The organism is Lentisalinibacter salinarum (assembly GCF_040706555.1).
GTDB classification, from domain to species: Bacteria; Pseudomonadota; Gammaproteobacteria; order Steroidobacterales; family Woeseiaceae; genus Lentisalinibacter; species Lentisalinibacter salinarum.
Genome location: NZ_JAPDRH010000002.1, coordinates 1,147,362 through 1,163,991, shown reverse-complemented (window position 1 = coordinate 1,163,991; position 16,630 = coordinate 1,147,362). Strand labels below are relative to the sequence as shown.

Genomic DNA, 16,630 nt, shown 5'->3' with positions numbered 1-16,630 from the left:
GCGGCAATGGCTGTCGCCATTGCCGCTGCCGCCGCGCCGGTCCGTTGGCAGGCGGGGACGCTCGCGCTACGGTGAGGGCATGCAGCCAGCCGGAGCACGCCGCAATGATCTTCGTCTTCGAGGTCCACATCAGGCCCCATTACACCGCCGAGCAGTACGCCGATGCCTGGGTGCGCGCGAGCCGCATCATCCAGCGGGCGACCGGCGCCAGGGGCACGCGCCTGCACCGTAAGATCGACGACCCGCACGTACTGCTCGCCATCGCCAGCTGGGAGTCCAAGGAGGCGCGGGACGCGATGGAGTCCACACCGCACGAGCGGGTGCAGGAGATCATCGCCGCGGAGGCCGAACACGTGGACATCCGCGTGGTCGGCGAGTTCGAGGACCCGGAGTGGGTCGTGGAGCCGCCGGCCGGGGACGACGGCCGGGCCTGATTGTCAGGCTGATTGTCAGGCGATCGCAGGACGACGGCCAGGCGGCCGACAGACGAGCATCGGATAATGGTCAGAGTGCCGTGAGGCTCGCCTCGCGCAGCCCGCCCAGCCACTGGTAGATATCCAGCTCGGTGAGTCCCGCGTCCTCGATCAGGGCGATGGCCTGTTCGGCCCGGGCGAGCGCGGCGGCCGCATCGCCGGCGTCCAGGTCCAGCTTCGCCAGCCGGTGCATGGCGTTCCAGACTTCCCGATGCGACTCGCCGAAGGCCTGCACCCTTATGTCGAGGGCCCGCTGCAGGTGCTCGCGGGCTGCGGCGGGGTCGCCCCTGTCGGTATAGATCAGTCCCAGGGTGTAGTGGGCGTTCGAGGTCAGGGTGTGATCGGCGCCGTACTCGTCCCGGAATATCGCCAGCGCCTGCTGCCCGCTCTCCTGCGCCTCGTCGAGGCGACCGAGCCGCCGATAGACATCGGCGAGCTGGTCCAGCGAGCGGGCGTAGCGCGAGTGCGTCGGCCCGGCCGCGGCGCGCCAGATGGCCGCCGCCTCCAGCGCATGGTCCAGAGCTCGTTCCAGGTTGCCTCGCTGGCGCTCGATGCTGCCGAGCAGGTTCAGGTCGAAGGCCACGTCCACGTGGTCGTCGCCCTTGGTCCTGCGGTCGATCTCGAGACCGCGGTTGGCGTATTCCAGGGCGTCGTCGTAGCGGTTCATGTTGGCATAGAGCGCGCCGAGGTTGACGTAGGCGGTAGCCGTGTCCGGGTGGTCTTTGCCGAGTACGCGGCGGCGTATTTCCAGGGATTCCCGATACACGGCCTCGGCCTCGTCGAAGCGGGACAGCGTCGAGTAGACGATGCCCAGGTGATTGAGCGTCGTGCCGCGCAGGTCGCTGTCGCGCCACTCCGGGGCATCCAGCACGGCCAGGGCACGGCGGTAGTAGCCGATGGAGCCGCCGTAGTCGTCCAGGTAGTACGTGATCGTGCCGAGGAGGTTCAGGGAGCGGGCCATCTCCGGGGTGTCGCGGCCGCTGGCCGAGTGCTGCAGCGCCAGCGCCTCCTCGGCGAGCTGCTGTGCGGCGGACCAGTCCTCGCGGCGGTAGTGCAGCCAGGACAGCTCGTTCAGGGAGTCGATGAGACGGCGGTCCTGCGGCGTCAGCAACTCGCGGTTCAGCAGTACGGCCTCCTCCATGAGTTCCCTGGCGTCGTCGTACAGCCCCAGGCGCTCGTAGACCCGGCCCATGGTCTGCAGCATGCGCGCGCGCACGTCGTCCTCGTCGGTGAGCTCCTCGCGGATGCGCACGGCGCCCCGGTCCAGGATCTCCCTGGCGGTGACCGTCTCTCCCCGGGCGGTGGCGGGGTCCGACACTTCGAACAGATCGACCAGGAACTCGGTCGTGTTCTCGGCCACCTGGCGCTCTCGCACGGCAGTATCCCGTTCCTCGGCGAGCCGCTGGGTGTAGAACACCGTTTGTGCGGCGATGGCGCCGACGACGATGACGACCGCCGCCGCTGCCGCGCGATGGCGGCGCAGGAATTTCCCCGTGCGATAGGCCCAGCCGTCGCCCCGCGCGCGCACCGGCTGATCGGCCCGGTAGTTGCGGATGTCGTCCGCGAGTTCCTTGACCGTGGCATAGCGGCGCTGCGGGTCCTTGCGCAGAGCCATCATGATCACGTTGTCCAGGTCACCCCTGAGCCGGCTGGCCCGCTCCGGCTTGCCGGCGGCCGCCGCGGCGCGGCTGGGCAGGACCGGTTCCGTGTGGCAGACGATCTCACGGATCTCGGGAGAGGTGCGCGCGCCGAGATCGAAGGGCAGCGCGTCGGCCATGAGCCGGTACAGGATCATGCCGAGGCCGTAGACGTCGGTGGCGGTCGTGACCGGCTGGCCGCTCAGCTGCTCGGGGCTCGCGTACTCCGGCGTCATGATGCGGGCCTCGGCTCGGGTCAGCGCCTCGTTATCCGCCGGGTCCAGCAGTTTGGCGATGCCGAAGTCGAGCAGTTTCGGCACATCGTCCCCGCCCACCAGGATGTTCGAGGGCTTGATGTCCCGATGCACCACCAGCTTGCGGTGCGCGTACTGCACCGCATCGCAGATGGCGAGGAAGAGGTCGAGACGCCGCTCCAGGGAACGCGTGGCCGCGTAGTCGACGATCGAGACGCCGTCCACGTATTCCATGACGATGTACGGCACGCCGGCCTCGGTGCGCCCGCCGTCCAGCAGGCGGGCGATGTTCGGGTGCTCGAGGTTGGCCAGGATCTGGCGCTCCAGGCGGAAGCGTTCGATCACCTGCGGGCTGGCGCGCAGCCAGTTGGCCATCTTGATGGCGACGCGCTGCTCGAACTCATCGTCGGCGCGCTCGGCGAGATAGACCTGGCCCATGCCGCCTTCGCCGATGACGTCGAGCAGGCGGTAGGGTCCGATCCGCTCGCCGGCCACGGAGCCGCTCCACCAGCCCGCCGATGCCGTGCCGGCGGCCTCGCCCACGATGTCACCCAAGGCCTCCGTCGCGCCGCCGGCGGTCTCGAGCAGGGCCAGTATCTCTTCGGCCAGCGCCTCGTCGCCGGCGCAGGCCTCGCGCACGAAAACCGCGCGTTCGGGTTCGGGGCGGTCGAGCGCCTCGCGGTAGATTTCCCTGATTCGGAGCCAGCGTTCCCGTTCCATCCCGATTCTCCGGCCTACTTGCCCTTCAGCCCGAACCGCGGCCGCCAGATGGCGAGTAAGACGTTGGCCGTGAACAGTCCCAGCAGTATCCACCAGGCGCCCCACTCGTCGCTGACGAGGCCGGCGAGTTCGGCGGAGGCGATCTCACCGCCCAGCGCCTTCTCGCTCAGTGCCGCCGCCCGCTGGGCCGGGCCGTCGATCGCCATCAGCGTGGATTCGAACACCAGGATGCCGGCCAGCGCCTTCGCCCACACCCAGGGCGCCTCGGCGAAAGGGAAGTGAGCGGCGATGGCCAGCAGGCCGCTCAGCACGACGATCAGCATCGAGGGCAGGATCAGCCACTTGGAGAGCATGGCCAGGCTCTCGCGCATCGCCGCATAGGCCTCCAGTGACTCGACCGGCGGCGCGGTCGCGAGCACGAGCATGTAGGCGGCCAGTCCGCCGGTGATGCCGATGGTGCTCATCGTGTGCAGAAACTTCAGCAGGCGGCGCATGGCCTCTCCGAACCGCAGTGTGCCGTGACGCATGATATTCTGCCGGCCCGAACATCGCAGCAACAGACCGGTTGGGCAGAGGATCATGGACACCGCGAGAACAACGGAATTCGTCGACTCCGTGTGGGACGCCGAGATCGTCCCTTCGCTGGAGGACTACATCACCATCCCCGCCCTGTCGCCCCTGTTCGATCCCGAGTGGCAGGCGAACGGTCACATCGACCGGGCCATGGATCACATCGCCGAGTGGTGCGCGGGCCGCGACATCGAGGGCATGACCTGGGAGATCGTGCGGCTGGAGGGCAGGACGCCGCTGCTCTACATGGAGATCCCGGGCGCCACGGAGGAGACCGTGCTCCTGTACGGGCACATGGACAAGCAGCCGCCGTTCACCGGCTGGCGCGACGATCTGGGACCCTGGAAGCCGGTGATCGAGGACGGCAGGCTCTACGGGCGCGGCGGTGCCGACGACGGCTACGCGGCCTACGGCTCGCTGGCCGCCATCGAGGCGCTGCAGAGGCAGGGCATTCCGCATCCCCGCTGCATCGTGCTGATCGAGGGCTCGGAGGAGAGCGGCAGCCCGGACCTGCCCGCCTATCTCGATCACCTGAGCGAGCGCATCGGCACGCCGGGCCTGATCGTGTGCCTGGATTCCGGCGCCGGCAATTACGACCAGCTCTGGGTGACCACCTCGCTGCGCGGCATCGTGGTCGGCGATCTGCGGGTGGACGTGCTCACCGAGGGCGTGCACTCGGGCACGGCCAGCGGCATCGTTCCTTCGAGTTTCCGCATCGCCCGCGCGCTGCTCGGGCGTATCGAGGACGCCCGGACCGGCGAGATAAACGTGCCCGAGTTCCTGGCGGAGCCCGAAGGCGAGCGCCTGGAACAGGTGCGCCGCGCCGCCGAGGTGCTCGGCGACGAGATCTGGCGGACCTTCCCGTATGCGAACGGCACTGGCCCGGTCACCGACGACGTCGCCGAACTGGTGCTGAACAACACCTGGCGTCCGGCGCTGTCGATAGTGGGCGCGGAAGGCCTGCCCGAGGCCGCCAGCGCGGGCAACGTCCTGCGGACCCACACCACGCTGAAGCTGTCGCTGCGCTTGCCGCCCACGGTCGACGCCGCTGCGGCGGCCCGGCGGCTGAAAGAGATCCTGGAGGCCGATCCGCCCTACGGTGCCCGAGCAGTCTTCGACATCGAGGGACCCGGCAGCGGCTGGGCCGCGCCGGTGCCGGCGCCCTGGCTCGCGCAGAGCCTGGAGGCCGCCTCGGAGTCCTTCTTCGGGCAGCCCGTCTGCTACCGCGGCGAGGGCGGATCTATCCCGTTCATGAACATGCTGGGCGAGAAGTACCCCGAGACCCAGTTCCTGGTGACTGGCGTGCTCGGCCCCCAGTCCAATGCCCACGGGCCGAACGAGTTCCTGCACATCGCCACCGGCAAGCGGGTCACGGCCTGCGTCGCCCGGGTGCTGGCCGATTACGCGGCCGAGCACGCGGGGGCGGACGAGCGCGCGGCCTGACGGGTGCCGGCACGTCCCGGGCAAACGACGCCACGGCATGGATGCGTCGCGGTCCTTGTCCTGGGGCTGGCCGGCTGCGCGGCCGTCGCCGCGCAGCAGAATTTCCCTGGCGATTTCACCCGCGGCCTCGACGGCTGGGAGGAGCGCAGCTTCGTCGGCAACACGGACTACCAGGTGGTGCCGGTTGACGGGCAGGTCGCGGTGCGGGCCGAGGCCGACGGCACGGCCAGTGCGCTGTACCGGCGCACGGAGATCGACCTGGCCGAGACGCCGTATCTGCGCTGGCGCTGGCGGGTAGAGGGAACCTACGGCGAGGGCATCGACGAGACGGCAAAGTCCGGCGACGACTACCCGGCCCGCATCTATGTGGTGCGCCGCGGCGGGTTCGCGTTCTGGCGCACCCGCGCGCTCAACTACGTCTGGTCCAGCGCGCAGCCCGCTGGATCGCGCTGGCCGAATGCCTACGCCGGCGACAACGTGCGGATGCTGGCCGTGAATGCCGGTGAGGCGAGGGCCGGCGAGTGGGTCGTCCACGCGCGCGACGTCCGCGCCGACTGGCGCGCCGCGTTCGGCGAGGAGATCGACAGCCTGGACGGTATCGCCATCATGACAGACGCCGACGATGCCGGCGGATCGATGACTGCGTGGTATGCGGATATCCGCTTTACGGCTGCGCCGCCGTCGGCCATCGGCGACCAGTAATCAGTTCCCGGCTTCCGCGGCCAGCCAGGCGTCGATGCGGGCTTCCAGGATGTCCAGCGGCAGGTCGCCTTCTTCCAGCACCTTGGCGTGGAAGGCACGGATGTCGAAGTCCTCGCCCAGCGCGGCCTCCGCCCGTCGGCGCAGCTCCAGTATCTTCAGCTGGCCGATCTTGTAGGCCAGCGCCTGGCCCGGGATGGCCATGAAGCGTTCGGCTTCGGACACTGCCCGCGTCTCCAGCACCGCCGAGTTGGCGTACATGTAATCCAGCACGTCCTGGCGGCTCCAGCCCTTGGCGTGGAGGCCGGTGTCCACCACGAGCCGGATGGCCCGCCACAGTTCCGCGTTCAGCTGACCGAAGCGCTGGTAGGGGTCTTCGTAGAAGCCCATGGCCTCGCCCACCGGCGCCGATTCCGAGTACAGCCCCCAGCCTTCCGCGAAGGCCGTGACGCCGCCGTGGCGGCGGAAGTCCGGCACGTCTTCCAGCTCCAGGTTGGAGGAGCGCTGGAAGTGATGGCCGGGTACGGCCTCGTGCAGGAACAGTGCCTCGGCCGCCCAGCGCGGGCGCGCCTCCGGCCGCCAGGTGTTCAGGTAGAAGATGCCGGGACGGCTGCCGTCGGCGGACGGGCGCTGGTAGGAGCCCTTCGCGGCGGACTGTTCCCGATAGCGCTCCACGGGCCTGATCTCGTACTCGGCCTTCGGGATGCTGCTGAACAGCCGCGGCGCTGCCGCGTCGGCCTTGTCCCGCAGCGCCTCGTAGGCGGCGACCATCTCCTCCCGGGACGCGAAGTAGAAGCGGGGATCGGTGTTCAGGTGCTCGAAGAAGTCCTGCAGGTCGCCCTCGAAGCCCACCTCCTCCTTGACCGCGATCATCTCGCCGTGGATGCGCTCGACCTCGTCCAGGCCGATGCGGTGGATCTCCGCCGGCGTCAGGTCTGTGGTGGTGTGGTGGCGCACCAGCCAGGCGTACCAGTCCTCGCCGCCGGGCAGCGCGCCCAGCCCCGCGGAGTCCCGCGCGGCCGGCAGGTACTCGTCGCGGATGAAGGCGTGCAGGCGGGTGTAGGCGGGCACGAGCCGCTCCGTGATCGCGGCCGCGTAGGCCTCACGCAGCCGGTCCCGTTCCTCCTCCGGCACCGTATCCGGGAATTCGTCGACCGGGCCGTAGAACAGACTCTCCGCAGGTTCCTCGACCATGTGTGCCTCGAGCTGCGGCAGGGTGCGTTTCATCAGGATGGCCGGCTGCACGATGCCGGCGTCCATGCCCTTGCGCATGTTGACGATGGCCTGGTCCACCCAGTCGCTGAAGCCGTCGATGCGGCCCAGGAATTCCTCGTAGTCGGCGGCCGTCTCGAACGGCTGCGGCCCCTTGCCGGAGCCGAGCCTCGCCAGGCGGTTGGCCGGGTTGTAGAACTGGTTGACCGGCGTGAGTTCGCGGGGGAAGGCATGGCCGGCCAGCTCGTCGCGCAGCTCGTAGAGGAACAGCTCCCGGCTCAGCCGGCGGTCCGGGCCGAGTCTGTCGGCGGGTATGGCCCCGGCAGCCGCGAGGCCGCGCTCGAGCAGTTCCCGCTCTGCCCGGATATGCGCCGGCGAGATGCTGACCGGCCAGCGGTCGTCCCAGCGGTGATCGCCGAGAAATGTCGCCTGTACCGGGTTCAGCTCCAGCCAGGCGTCCCAATACTCGGCGAACAGGCGGTCCAGCCGCTCGGCCGGCGTCTCGGCGGCCGCCTCCGCCGCCGGCGCGGCGGTCCGTTCCCCGGCCGCGGGGGCGCGGGGCGCGGGGGCGGTGTCTTCCCCGGTCGGCGGGCCGCCGCAGCCGGCGGCGATCAGTACGAGGGCGAGCGGCAGGGTCGAACGGCGGAGCATGGGGCCTCCTTCAGCGGGGACGGTCGTCGGTGTGGGTGGGCACATCGGCGTCGAAGGCGCCGGGCTCGTCCTCCCGGGTGTAGCGCGCATCCTCGTCTTCCACCCGGTCGAGGGCGGCGATCTTCTTCAGCCACGGTGTGGCGATCAGGAAGCCGAGGAAGACCACCGTGCAGAAGATCACGATCTGGCGATAGCGTTCCGGGAACTCGGCCACGTTGTCGCCCCGGAACTCGCCGGCGAGCAGCCCGGCCAGCAGATTGCCCAGCGCGGCGCCGAAGAACCACATGCCCATCATCTGGCTGTAGTAGCTGCGCGGCGCGAGCTTGGAGGTGGCCGACAAGCCGATGGGGCTCAGGCACAGCTCCCCCGTGGTGTGGAAGAGATAGGTCATCAGCAGCCATACGGGCAGCACCTTGCCGCCGTCCTGGATCAGCGAGGCGGCGAACCACATGAAGCCGAAGCCGAGGCCGAGCTGCAGGAAACCCAGCGCGAACTTCAGCGGGATGGAAGGGTCCAGGTTGCGCCGGCCCAGGTTGATCCACAGCGCGGAGAAGAACGGCGCCAGGATCAGGATGTAGAGCGGGTTCAGGGACTGGAACACCTCCGGCGGGATGACGAGTCCGAGCATCTCCCGCGCGGTGTAGCGTTCGGCGAACAGGTTCAGCGACGAGCCCGCCTGCTCGAACCCGGACCAGAACAGCGCGGCGCCGATGAACAGCGCTACCAGTACGATCGTGCGGTTACGCTCCAGCCGGGTGAGTTTCGGGTCGAACAGCACGCGGCCGAAGAACAGCACCGCGACGGCGACGATCACATAGACCGTGGTCGCGGCGAGACCGACGGCATCGAAGGCGATCAGGCCTTCCAGGCCCAGGACCGCGAGCAGGAACAGCGCCGCCGTCGCCACGTAGATGGCCAGCTTCAGGCTGCGCACCTTGCGCTCGTCGCCGGGCGGTGTCGGGAACGGCTGTTTGCCGAAGTCGCCGAGGTGTTTCTGGGTGGCCCGGTAGACCACCAGGCCCGCGATCATGCCGACCGCGGCGGCGGCGAAGCCCCAGTGCCAGCCCATGTTCACGCGCAGGAAGCCGCACACCAGCGGGCCTAGGAACGCGCCCAGGTTGATACCCATGTAGTAGAGCACGTAGCCGGCGTCCCGGCGGGCGCCGCCCTCGGGATAGAGTTCGCCGACGCAGCTGGAGATGTTCGGCTTCAACAGTCCCGTGCCGACCACGATCAGGATCAGGCCGAAGAAGAAGCCGTAGGCCTCGCCTACGAGTCCGAAGCCGGGCAGCGAGAGCACGATGTGACCCGCCGCGATGATGATGCCACCGTACCAGATGGAGTCCTGCTGCCCGAACACCCGGTCGGCGAGCCAGCCGCCGGGCAGCGCGGCGAGATACACGCCGGCGGTGTACAGCCCGTAGATGGCGGTTGCCGTCGCATCGTCGAAACCCAGGCCGCCCTCGGCGATGCTCGCGACCATGAACAGCACCAGAAGCGCGCGCATCCCGTAGTAGCTGAAGCGCTCCCACAGTTCGGTGAAGAACAGCGTGCCCAGGCCGGCGGGATGGCCGAAGAAGGTCTTGCCGGGTGTGCCGGCGGCGGGTTCGGGTTGACTCATCCGGGTGCTCCCCTTTGCGAGAACGGAATCGACGCCGACGGACGGCGGAGGGAGCCTATCCTACCTTCTGGCGGCCGGATTGTGGGCGGGGGTCGAGGTCCTGTGCGCCGGCGCAGCGCTACTCCTCGGCCAGGAAGACGACGGGGACCTCGGCGAAATAGCGGCTGCCGGCCGCGTTCACGACGACCTGCAGGGCGGCGCCCTCGCTCCGGGGCGCCGGCAGCGTGCCCGACCAGATCGTCGCTGTCTCATCCTGAGGGGAGAACGCCACGGGTTCCGAGGAGGCGCCGGCCGTCGGCGCGAGTCCCACAGTGGCTGCGCTCAGGGGGAAGCGCGACTCGATCCGCAGCCGGAGCGCCGCGGCATCGAGCGCCGTCGGGATGAGCGTCAGGCGGAAGGTCTCGTTTTCCAGGTCGCAGCTGCCGCTCGGCCATCGGCAATTCGGCTTGGCGACCAGAGGATAGTCCTGGCCAGGCCGGGCCGCGTGGGGCCGCTCGGCCACGAACCAGTCCACCGCGAACCAGGCCAGGATGGCGAGTATCGGCGCCACCAGCATCGCGGCCACGACGTGCCAGTTCTTCCACATGATTGCTCTCGCTCCGCTGCGTTCCGCCCCTCCGGCGTGGGGCAAGCATAAAAGAAAAGGGGCTCCCAGCGGAGCCCCTTTCCCTGCGGACACTCGTACGTCAGTGTCCGGTTGCCGTCCCCGCTCCGATGGGCACCCGGATCTCCTCTACCAGGTGCTGGATATGCTCCGGTGGCTCGGTCGTAAACCGCGATACCGCGAATGCGACGGCGAAGTTGACGATGGCACCGACGGCGCCGAAGGCGTTCGGCTCGATGCCGAAGAACCAGTTCTCAGACATGCCGCCGAGATACTCGGTGCCCGGTATGAACATGATCCCCTTGTGCTGGAAAACGTAGAGCAGTGTCACCCCGAGGCCGCTCACCATGCCGGCGATGGCGCCCTCCTTGTTCATCCGCTGGCTGAAGATGCCCATCATCAGCACCGGGAAGATCGAGGAGGCCGCGAGTCCGAAGGCCAGGGCCACGGTTCCCGCCGCGAAGTCGGGTGGATTGAAGCCGAGATAACCTGCCAGGAGGATGGCACCCGCCATGGCCACGCGACTGGCCAGGAGTTCCTGGCGTTCCGTGATCTCTGGCATGAATACACCCTTCAGCAGGTCGTGGGATATGGCCGATGAGATGGCCAGCAACAGTCCCGCCGCCGTGGACAACGCCGCTGCCAGGCCGCCCGCCGCGACGAGGGCGATGACCCAGTTCGGCAACCCGGCGATCTCCGGGTTGGCCAGCACCATGATGTCGTTGTCCACCTTGGTGAGCTCGTTGACCGCGGGATCGGCCGAGTAGCGGATGCGACCGTCGTCGTTCTTGTCCGTCACGTCCAGCAGGCCGGTGGCCTCCCACTTCTCGAACCACCTCGGACGTTCGTCGTAGACCAGGTACTGACCTTCGGCCGGTTCCATCGTCTCCATCAGGTTCAGGCGCGCCATCGCGGCCACGGCCGGGGCCGTGGTGTAGAGGATGGCGATGAACACCAGCGCCCAGCCGGCGGAGGAGCGGGCGTCCTTCACCTTCGGCACCGTGAAGAAGCGGATGATGACGTGAGGCAGCCCGGCCGTGCCGATCATGAGTGACATGGTGTACATGAACATGTTCAGCAGGCTGATCCTCGCATTTGTCGTGTACTGGTCGAAACCGAGGTCGGTGACCATGCGATCGAGCTTGTCCAGCAGGAAGGTCTCCGAGCCGGCCATGGTCGAGCCCAGTCCCAGCTGCGGGATGGGATTGCCCGTGAGGTTCAGCGAGATGAAGATCGCCGGGATCGTATAGGCGAGGATCAGCACGCAGTACTGGGCGATCTGGGTGTAGGTGATGCCTTTCATCCCGCCCATGACGGCGTAGACGAACACGATGCCCATGCCGATGGCCAGCCCCAGGTCGTAGTCCACCTCGAGGAAGCGTGAAAAAGCGACGCCGATGCCCTTCATCTGCCCGATCACGTAGGTGATGGAGGCGACGATCAGGCATATCACGGCGACGATGCGTGCCGTGCGCGAGTAGTAGCGGTCACCGATGAACTCCGGCACCGTGAATTTTCCGAACTTGCGCAGATAAGGCGCGAGGAGCATGGCGAGCAGCACGTAGCCGCCGGTCCAGCCCATGAGGAAGACGGAACCGCCGTAGCCCATGAACGCGATCAGCCCCGCCATGGAGATGAACGAGGCGGCGGACATCCAGTCGGCGGCCGTCGCCATGCCGTTGGAGATCGGGTGCACGCCGCCGCCGGCGACATAGAAGTCCTTGGTGGTACCGGCCCTCGCCCAGACGGCGATGCCGATGTACAGCGCGAAGGTGGCGCCGACGATGAGGTAGGTCATTGTCTGCAGTGTCATGGCCGGCTCCTATTCGTCTTCGTGCACGCTGAACTCGCGGTCCAGCTTGTTCATGCGCTTGGCGTAAAAGAAGATCAGCACCACGAACGTGTAGATCGAACCTTGCTGGGCGAACCAGAAGCCGAGCTTGTAGCCGCCGATCCGGATGTTGTTCAGGGGCTCCACGAGGATGATCCCGAACACGTAGGAGACGATGAACCAGATGACCATACACACCGCGACGAGTCGCAGATTCCGCCGCCAGTATTCCTTGCGGTCAGACATATTTCCCCCTGTGGCGTATTGCCGCCTGTTCTTGCCGAGCATCGAACTTAGCAAAGGGAGCTGTTCGCGGGCATAAGACGTTAGTATTAGGACCGGGCCAACGGTGGGGGATGAGTGGCTTGGTCAGCTGGTGGTTACTGCTGGCGATTTCGGTCGCCTATGTGGCGCTGCTCTTCGCGATTGCCTCGTGGGGCGACCGCGTGGACGTGCAGCGCTACGGGCGCTGGACCGGACCGCTGGTCTACAGCCTCTCGCTCGCCGTGTACTGCACGTCATGGACCTTCTACGGCGCGGTCGGCAGCGCGTCCCAGGGAGGCTGGAGTTTCCTGCCCATCTACCTCGGCCCGGCCTTCGTCTTCCTGTTCGGCTTCGGCCTGATCCGGCGCATCATCGCCATCAGCAAGCGGCAGAATCTCACCTCCATCGCCGATTTCATCGCCGCGCGCTATGGCAAGGCGAGAAATCTCGCGGTGCTGGTGACGGTGATCGCGATCGTCGGCTCCATCCCCTATATCGCCCTGCAGTTCAAGGCCATCGTGGCCGGACTCGAGACGGTGAGCGACGGCGCCCCGGGGAAGTGGGACAGCGCGCTGCTCGTTGCCGGAGCGCTCGCGCTGTTCGCCATTCTATTCGGCACGCGCCGTGTGGATGCCGCCGAGCATCACCACGGCATGATCCTCGCCATCGCCTTCGAGTCGGTGGTGAAGCTGCTGGCCTTCGCGGCGGTCGGGGTGTTCGCGCTCTTCCTGTTGGGAGCGGACGGGCCGAGCCCGCCGCCGGTCGGCGGCAACCCGTTCACCGTCGACGGCCTGCCGGCGGGATTTCTCACCCAGACACTGCTGGCGAGTGCCGCCATCCTGTGTCTTCCGCGCCAGTTCCATGTCACGGTCGTCGAGCTGCGCGAGGACGTGGACAATCGCTCGGCGCGCTGGTTGTTCCCGTTGTATCTGGCGCTGTTCTGTCTGTTCGTCGTGCCGATCACGCTCGCCGGGCTGAAGTTGCTGCCACCGGGACTCTACGGCGGCGACGTCTACGTGCTCGCACTGCCGATGCAGGCAGGTCCCGACTGGCTCACCGTACTCGCGTTCCTCGGCGGTTTCTCTGCCGCTACCGGCATGGTGATCGTGGCGAGCGTCACCTTGTCGACGATGGTGAGCAACGAGATTGTCATGCCGCTGGTCCTGCGCCGGACCGGGCGGGGGGAGTTGCGCGCCTACCCGCGGCTGCTGATCGCGGTGCGCCGGATCGCCATCGTGGGTATCGCGCTGCTGGCCTACGGTTACTACCGCGCGATGGACCAGTCCACGGAACTCGCCTCCATCGGCCTGCTCGCGTTCGCCGCGGCCGCTCAGTTCGCGCCCCTGCTGCTGCTCGGCCTGTACTGGCCCCGGGCCACCCGGGCGGGCGCCATGGCCGGGCTCGTTACCGGTTTCGCGCTCTGGGCCTGGACATTGCTGGTGCCGTCACTGGCGCGGGCCGGGTCATGGGGCAGCAGCCTGCTGGAGGAAGGTCCGCTCGGGCTGGCGTGGGCCCGGCCGGAGGCGTTGATCGTCGAGCTCGGTGCCGATCCGCTCGGCCATGGCGTGTTCTGGTCGCTGGCCGCGAATCTGGGGATCTTCACGCTGGTTTCGCTGGCCTCGCGCCAGTCGCTGGCCGAGAAGATCCAGGCACGCGCGTTCACCGAATCCGGCGCCGTCAGCGGTCTCGGGGCGGCGCCCTTTGGTGCGCGCGACATCAGGGTCGCCGACCTGCAGGCGCTCGCCGGACGCTTCGTCGGCGAGGAGAACGCCCGGCGCGCCTTCGCGGATTTCGCCCGCAGCGGCGGCGGCAGTGCAGCGTCCGGCGACGCCGACCGTGCCGTGCTGCAGTTCACCGAGCGTCTGCTGGCCGGTTCGGTGGGCGCGGCTTCGGCGCGTATCGTCATGACGACGGCGCTGCGCCGCACGGGCATGGAAATCGGCGACGTCCTGTTGCTGCTCGACGAAACCTCGGCCGCGATACGGTTCAATCGCCGCCTGCTGGAGGCGACACTGGAGAATCTGAGCCAGGGCGTGAGCGTGGTGGATGCCTCCCAGCGACTGGTCGGCTGGAACTCACGCTACGAGGAGATCATGGGCTACCCGGCCGGGCTGCTCAGTGTCGGCAAGCCCGTGGCGGAACTGATGCGCTACAACGCCGAGCGCGGTCGCACCGGGCGCAGCGGCGCGGAGGAGCAGATACTGAACAGTGCGCGTCGCACCCGCGACGTCTCGCCGTTCCGCTACGAGAGCGAGCTCTCTGACGGTCGCGTGATCGAGATCCGCGGCCAGCCGATGCCCGACGGCGGCTACGTGACCACCTACCACGACATCACCGAGTCCAAGGAGACCGAGAAGGCGTTGCGCTTGAGCGAGAGGCAGGTGCGCACCTATACCGACAATGCGCCGGCCATGATCGCCTACGTCGATGCGGGACGGCGCTATCGATTCGCCAACAAGGCTTATCTCGCTTACGTCGGCATGAGCCGCGAGGAACTCATGGGCACGCCGCTCTCCGCGGTGCTGGACGCCTCACAGCTCGTGGCACGGTCCCACTGGCTCGAGGCCGCATTCGCCGGCGACAAGCAGAACTTCGAGCTCGAGATTACCGGCGCCGATGGCCGCAGCCGCTATACCCTCGGCACCTACATCCCCGACGTGGACGCACAGGGCGCGGTGATCGGCGTCTACGCCGTATTCCAGGACATCACGGATCGCCGACGGGCGGAGCTGGGTCTGGTCGAGGCCAAGGCCATGCTGGAGCAGCGCGTCGAGGATCGCACCGTCGAGCTGAAGCGCGCGATGGCGGCGCTCGCCGACGCCAAGGCGCAGGCCGAGGCGGCGAACGCTTCCAAGACCCGGTTCCTCGCCGCGGCGGCTCACGATCTGCTGCAGCCCCTGAATGCAGCGAAACTCTTCACAGCCCTGCTGGAGGAGAAGAGCGAGGGCATGGACGAGGAACAGCGCCGCCTCGTCTCCCGGGTGGAGAGCGGACTGATCGCCGTCGAGGACCTGCTGAGTGCGCTGCTCGATATCGCCCGTCTGGATACGCGCGCACCCCGGCCGAAGCGTGAACATTTCCCCGCCGCAGAGCTGTTCGCCACGCTGGAGGAGCAGTTCGGCCAGTCGTTCGCGGAGGCCGGTCTCACGCTGCGCTTCGTACCCACCCGGCTCTGGCTGCACACGGACATCGCGCTGCTGAGGCGTATCCTGCAGAACTTCATCAGCAACGCCCGGCGCTACACGCGTGTCGGCGGCGTCCTGGTCGGTTGTCGCCGCCGCGGGGCGGATGTCGCCATTCAGGTCTTCGATACCGGCATCGGTATCGCGCCCGAGCATCGCGAGACGATCTTCGAGGAGTTCCGTCGTCTGGCCGGGAGCGACGAGCGCGCCAAACGCGGCCTCGGCCTGGGACTGGCGATCGTGGAGCGCATCGCGCGCCTCCTCGACCATCCCGTGCAACTGCGCTCCGAACTCGGCGTGGGCAGTCGGTTCGAGATCATCGTGCCCCGCGGGACGGCCGCTGCGCGGCCCCGGACGGATGCCCGCTCCGCGCCCCGTCTGGCTTCCTCGATGGACGGTCAGCACGTCCTGTGCGTGGACAACGAACCCGAAATCCTGGAGGGGATGCACGGGCTGCTCGCCCGCTGGGGCGCACGCCCGTTGCAGGCGGGGAATCTGGAGGAGGCGAGCCGTCTGGTGAGGACGCTGCGCGAGGACAGCGGCGAGATCCCGGCGGTACTTCTGGTCGACTATCATCTCGATGACGGCATCACGGGCATCCAGGTCATCGAGACGCTGCGGGCGATGACCAGGCCGGACATCCCCGCCATCATCCTGACGGCCGATCACGGATCCGAGGTTGCCGAGAGGGTGCAGGCCGCGGGTCACACGTTGCTACGCAAGCCACTCAAGCCGGCAGCGCTGCGGGCGCTGGTGACGCGCATCATCGGCTGAGTCGGGCGGCGGCCGTCCGCGAAGGACTCATTCCTCGACGGTGAGTTTCTGCATGGCCAGCACCGCCTGGGTGCGGTTCGTCACCCTGAGCTTGCGCAGGATGGCGGTGACGTGGGCCTTTATGGTGGCCTCCGAGACGCCGAGATCGTAAGCGATCTGCTTGTTCATCAATCCTTCGGCGAGCATCAGCAGCACACGGAACTGGTGCGGCGTCAGATCGGCCAGCGCCGAAGCGATATCGGCCTCCTCGCCGCCGAGCGCCTCGTTGTCCAGGGTGACACCGTCCGGCAGCCAGACTTCGCCTTCGAGTACGGCGTTGATCGCCGATTCGATGCGCGAGATGGCCGAGGACTTGGGGATGAAGCCGCTCGCGCCGTGAGCGATAGCCCGGCGTATGACCGCGGGGTCGTCGGTCGCGGAGACGATCACCGTCGGGAGCGTTTCGAAGGTACTGCGGATCCACGCGAGAGCCGAGAAGCCGTTGACGCCAGGCATGTTCAGGTCCAGCAGCAGCAGATCGGCGTCCGGCGTGGCTTCGACGGCCGATTGCAACGTCTGCAGGCTGTCCGCCTCCACCACGTGTGCCTCTCCCACGCAGTTTCGGACGGCCTGAATCATCGCCTCGCGGAACAGCGGGTGATCGTCCGCGACAATGAAGGTGCTGTCACTCGCCGGCGTCATCTCCGTTGACAAAT

Annotated in this window: 12 protein-coding genes; 4 read left to right on the top strand and 8 right to left on the bottom strand. The window is 67.9% G+C overall.

Going from position 1 to position 16,630, the window contains the following annotated elements; genetic code table 11:
• Positions 1-104 precede the first annotated feature (104 nt).
• Entirely contained in the window at positions 105-434 is a 330-nt protein-coding gene (locus ACJMKZ_RS08390; protein WP_405232737.1) for an antibiotic biosynthesis monooxygenase family protein, read from the top strand.
• A gap of 70 nt (positions 435-504) precedes the next feature.
• Here ACJMKZ_RS08390 and ACJMKZ_RS08385 read toward each other — a convergent pair whose 3' ends face one another.
• Complete coding sequence (locus tag ACJMKZ_RS08385) at positions 505-3,084, bottom strand: tetratricopeptide repeat protein (RefSeq protein WP_405232736.1); 2,580 nt, start codon at positions 3,082-3,084, stop codon at positions 505-507.
• Positions 3,085-3,098: 14 nt separating this feature from the next.
• Positions 3,099-3,611 carry a hypothetical protein gene (locus ACJMKZ_RS08380; RefSeq protein WP_405232735.1) on the bottom strand — a complete coding sequence of 171 codons (513 nt, stop codon included), beginning with the start codon at positions 3,609-3,611 and terminating at the stop codon, positions 3,099-3,101.
• Positions 3,612-3,663: 52 nt separating this feature from the next.
• Here ACJMKZ_RS08380 and ACJMKZ_RS08375 point away from each other — a divergent pair, with 52 nt between their 5' ends.
• A complete protein-coding gene (locus ACJMKZ_RS08375) occupies positions 3,664-5,097 on the top strand; it encodes a M20 family metallopeptidase (protein WP_405232734.1) in 1,434 nt (477 codons plus the stop codon).
• Positions 5,098-5,100: 3 nt separating this feature from the next.
• Positions 5,101-5,799 (top strand): DUF3047 domain-containing protein, encoded by a 699-nt coding sequence (locus tag ACJMKZ_RS08370; RefSeq protein WP_405232733.1) that lies wholly within the window; start codon positions 5,101-5,103, stop codon positions 5,797-5,799.
• Here ACJMKZ_RS08370 and ACJMKZ_RS08365 read toward each other — a convergent pair whose 3' ends face one another.
• The 5 genes from ACJMKZ_RS08365 to ACJMKZ_RS08345 all read right to left on the bottom strand — a co-directional run bounded on the left by ACJMKZ_RS08365 (position 5,800) and on the right by ACJMKZ_RS08345 (position 11,961).
• Positions 5,800-7,659, bottom strand: coding sequence for a DUF885 domain-containing protein (locus ACJMKZ_RS08365; RefSeq protein WP_405232732.1), 1,860 nt, complete (start codon positions 7,657-7,659; stop codon positions 5,800-5,802).
• A gap of 10 nt (positions 7,660-7,669) precedes the next feature.
• Complete coding sequence (locus ACJMKZ_RS08360; protein ID WP_405232731.1) at positions 7,670-9,280, bottom strand: peptide MFS transporter; 1,611 nt, start codon at positions 9,278-9,280, stop codon at positions 7,670-7,672.
• 118 nt (positions 9,281-9,398) lie between these two features.
• Positions 9,399-9,866: a hypothetical protein gene (locus tag ACJMKZ_RS08355; RefSeq protein WP_405232730.1), complete on the bottom strand. Its 468-nt coding sequence runs from the start codon at positions 9,864-9,866 to the stop codon at positions 9,399-9,401.
• Positions 9,867-9,966: 100 nt separating this feature from the next.
• Positions 9,967-11,697 carry a sodium:solute symporter family protein gene (locus tag ACJMKZ_RS08350; protein WP_405232729.1) on the bottom strand — a complete coding sequence of 577 codons (1,731 nt, stop codon included), beginning with the start codon at positions 11,695-11,697 and terminating at the stop codon, positions 9,967-9,969.
• 9 nt (positions 11,698-11,706) lie between these two features.
• The gene (locus tag ACJMKZ_RS08345) at positions 11,707-11,961 is read right to left on the bottom strand and encodes a DUF4212 domain-containing protein (RefSeq protein ID WP_405232728.1); all 255 of its coding nucleotides are present in this window, start codon (positions 11,959-11,961) and stop codon (positions 11,707-11,709) included.
• Between the two features lie 110 nt (positions 11,962-12,071).
• On the opposite strand from ACJMKZ_RS08345, the gene ACJMKZ_RS08340 reads away from it, so the two are divergent.
• Positions 12,072-15,935 (top strand): hybrid sensor histidine kinase/response regulator, encoded by a 3,864-nt coding sequence (locus ACJMKZ_RS08340; protein ID WP_405232727.1) that lies wholly within the window; start codon positions 12,072-12,074, stop codon positions 15,933-15,935.
• A gap of 27 nt (positions 15,936-15,962) precedes the next feature.
• Here the strand turns inward: ACJMKZ_RS08340 and ACJMKZ_RS08335 are convergent, their stop codons facing one another.
• Entirely contained in the window at positions 15,963-16,616 is a 654-nt protein-coding gene (locus ACJMKZ_RS08335) for a response regulator (protein ID WP_405233159.1), read from the bottom strand.
• Between the last annotated feature and the right edge of the window lie 14 nt (positions 16,617-16,630).

What these genes read in the sequence shown, in the direction of transcription:
- ACJMKZ_RS08390 (WP_405232737.1), top strand. Translation starts at nt 105, where the DNA reads ATGATCTTCGTCTTCGAGGTCCACATCAGGCCCCATTACACCGCCGAG.
- ACJMKZ_RS08385 (WP_405232736.1), bottom strand. Translation starts at nt 3,084, where the DNA reads ATGGAACGGGAACGCTGGCTCCGAATCAGGGAAATCTACCGCGAGGCG.
- ACJMKZ_RS08380 (WP_405232735.1), bottom strand. Translation starts at nt 3,611, where the DNA reads ATGCGTCACGGCACACTGCGGTTCGGAGAGGCCATGCGCCGCCTGCTG.
- ACJMKZ_RS08375 (WP_405232734.1), top strand. Translation starts at nt 3,664, where the DNA reads ATGGACACCGCGAGAACAACGGAATTCGTCGACTCCGTGTGGGACGCC.
- ACJMKZ_RS08365 (WP_405232732.1), bottom strand. Translation starts at nt 7,659, where the DNA reads ATGCTCCGCCGTTCGACCCTGCCGCTCGCCCTCGTACTGATCGCCGCC.
- ACJMKZ_RS08360 (WP_405232731.1), bottom strand. Translation starts at nt 9,280, where the DNA reads ATGAGTCAACCCGAACCCGCCGCCGGCACACCCGGCAAGACCTTCTTC.
- ACJMKZ_RS08355 (WP_405232730.1), bottom strand. Translation starts at nt 9,866, where the DNA reads ATGTGGAAGAACTGGCACGTCGTGGCCGCGATGCTGGTGGCGCCGATA.
- ACJMKZ_RS08350 (WP_405232729.1), bottom strand. Translation starts at nt 11,697, where the DNA reads ATGACACTGCAGACAATGACCTACCTCATCGTCGGCGCCACCTTCGCG.
- ACJMKZ_RS08345 (WP_405232728.1), bottom strand. Translation starts at nt 11,961, where the DNA reads ATGTCTGACCGCAAGGAATACTGGCGGCGGAATCTGCGACTCGTCGCG.
- ACJMKZ_RS08340 (WP_405232727.1), top strand. Translation starts at nt 12,072, where the DNA reads ATGAGTGGCTTGGTCAGCTGGTGGTTACTGCTGGCGATTTCGGTCGCC.
- ACJMKZ_RS08335 (WP_405233159.1), bottom strand. Translation starts at nt 16,616, where the DNA reads ATGACGCCGGCGAGTGACAGCACCTTCATTGTCGCGGACGATCACCCG.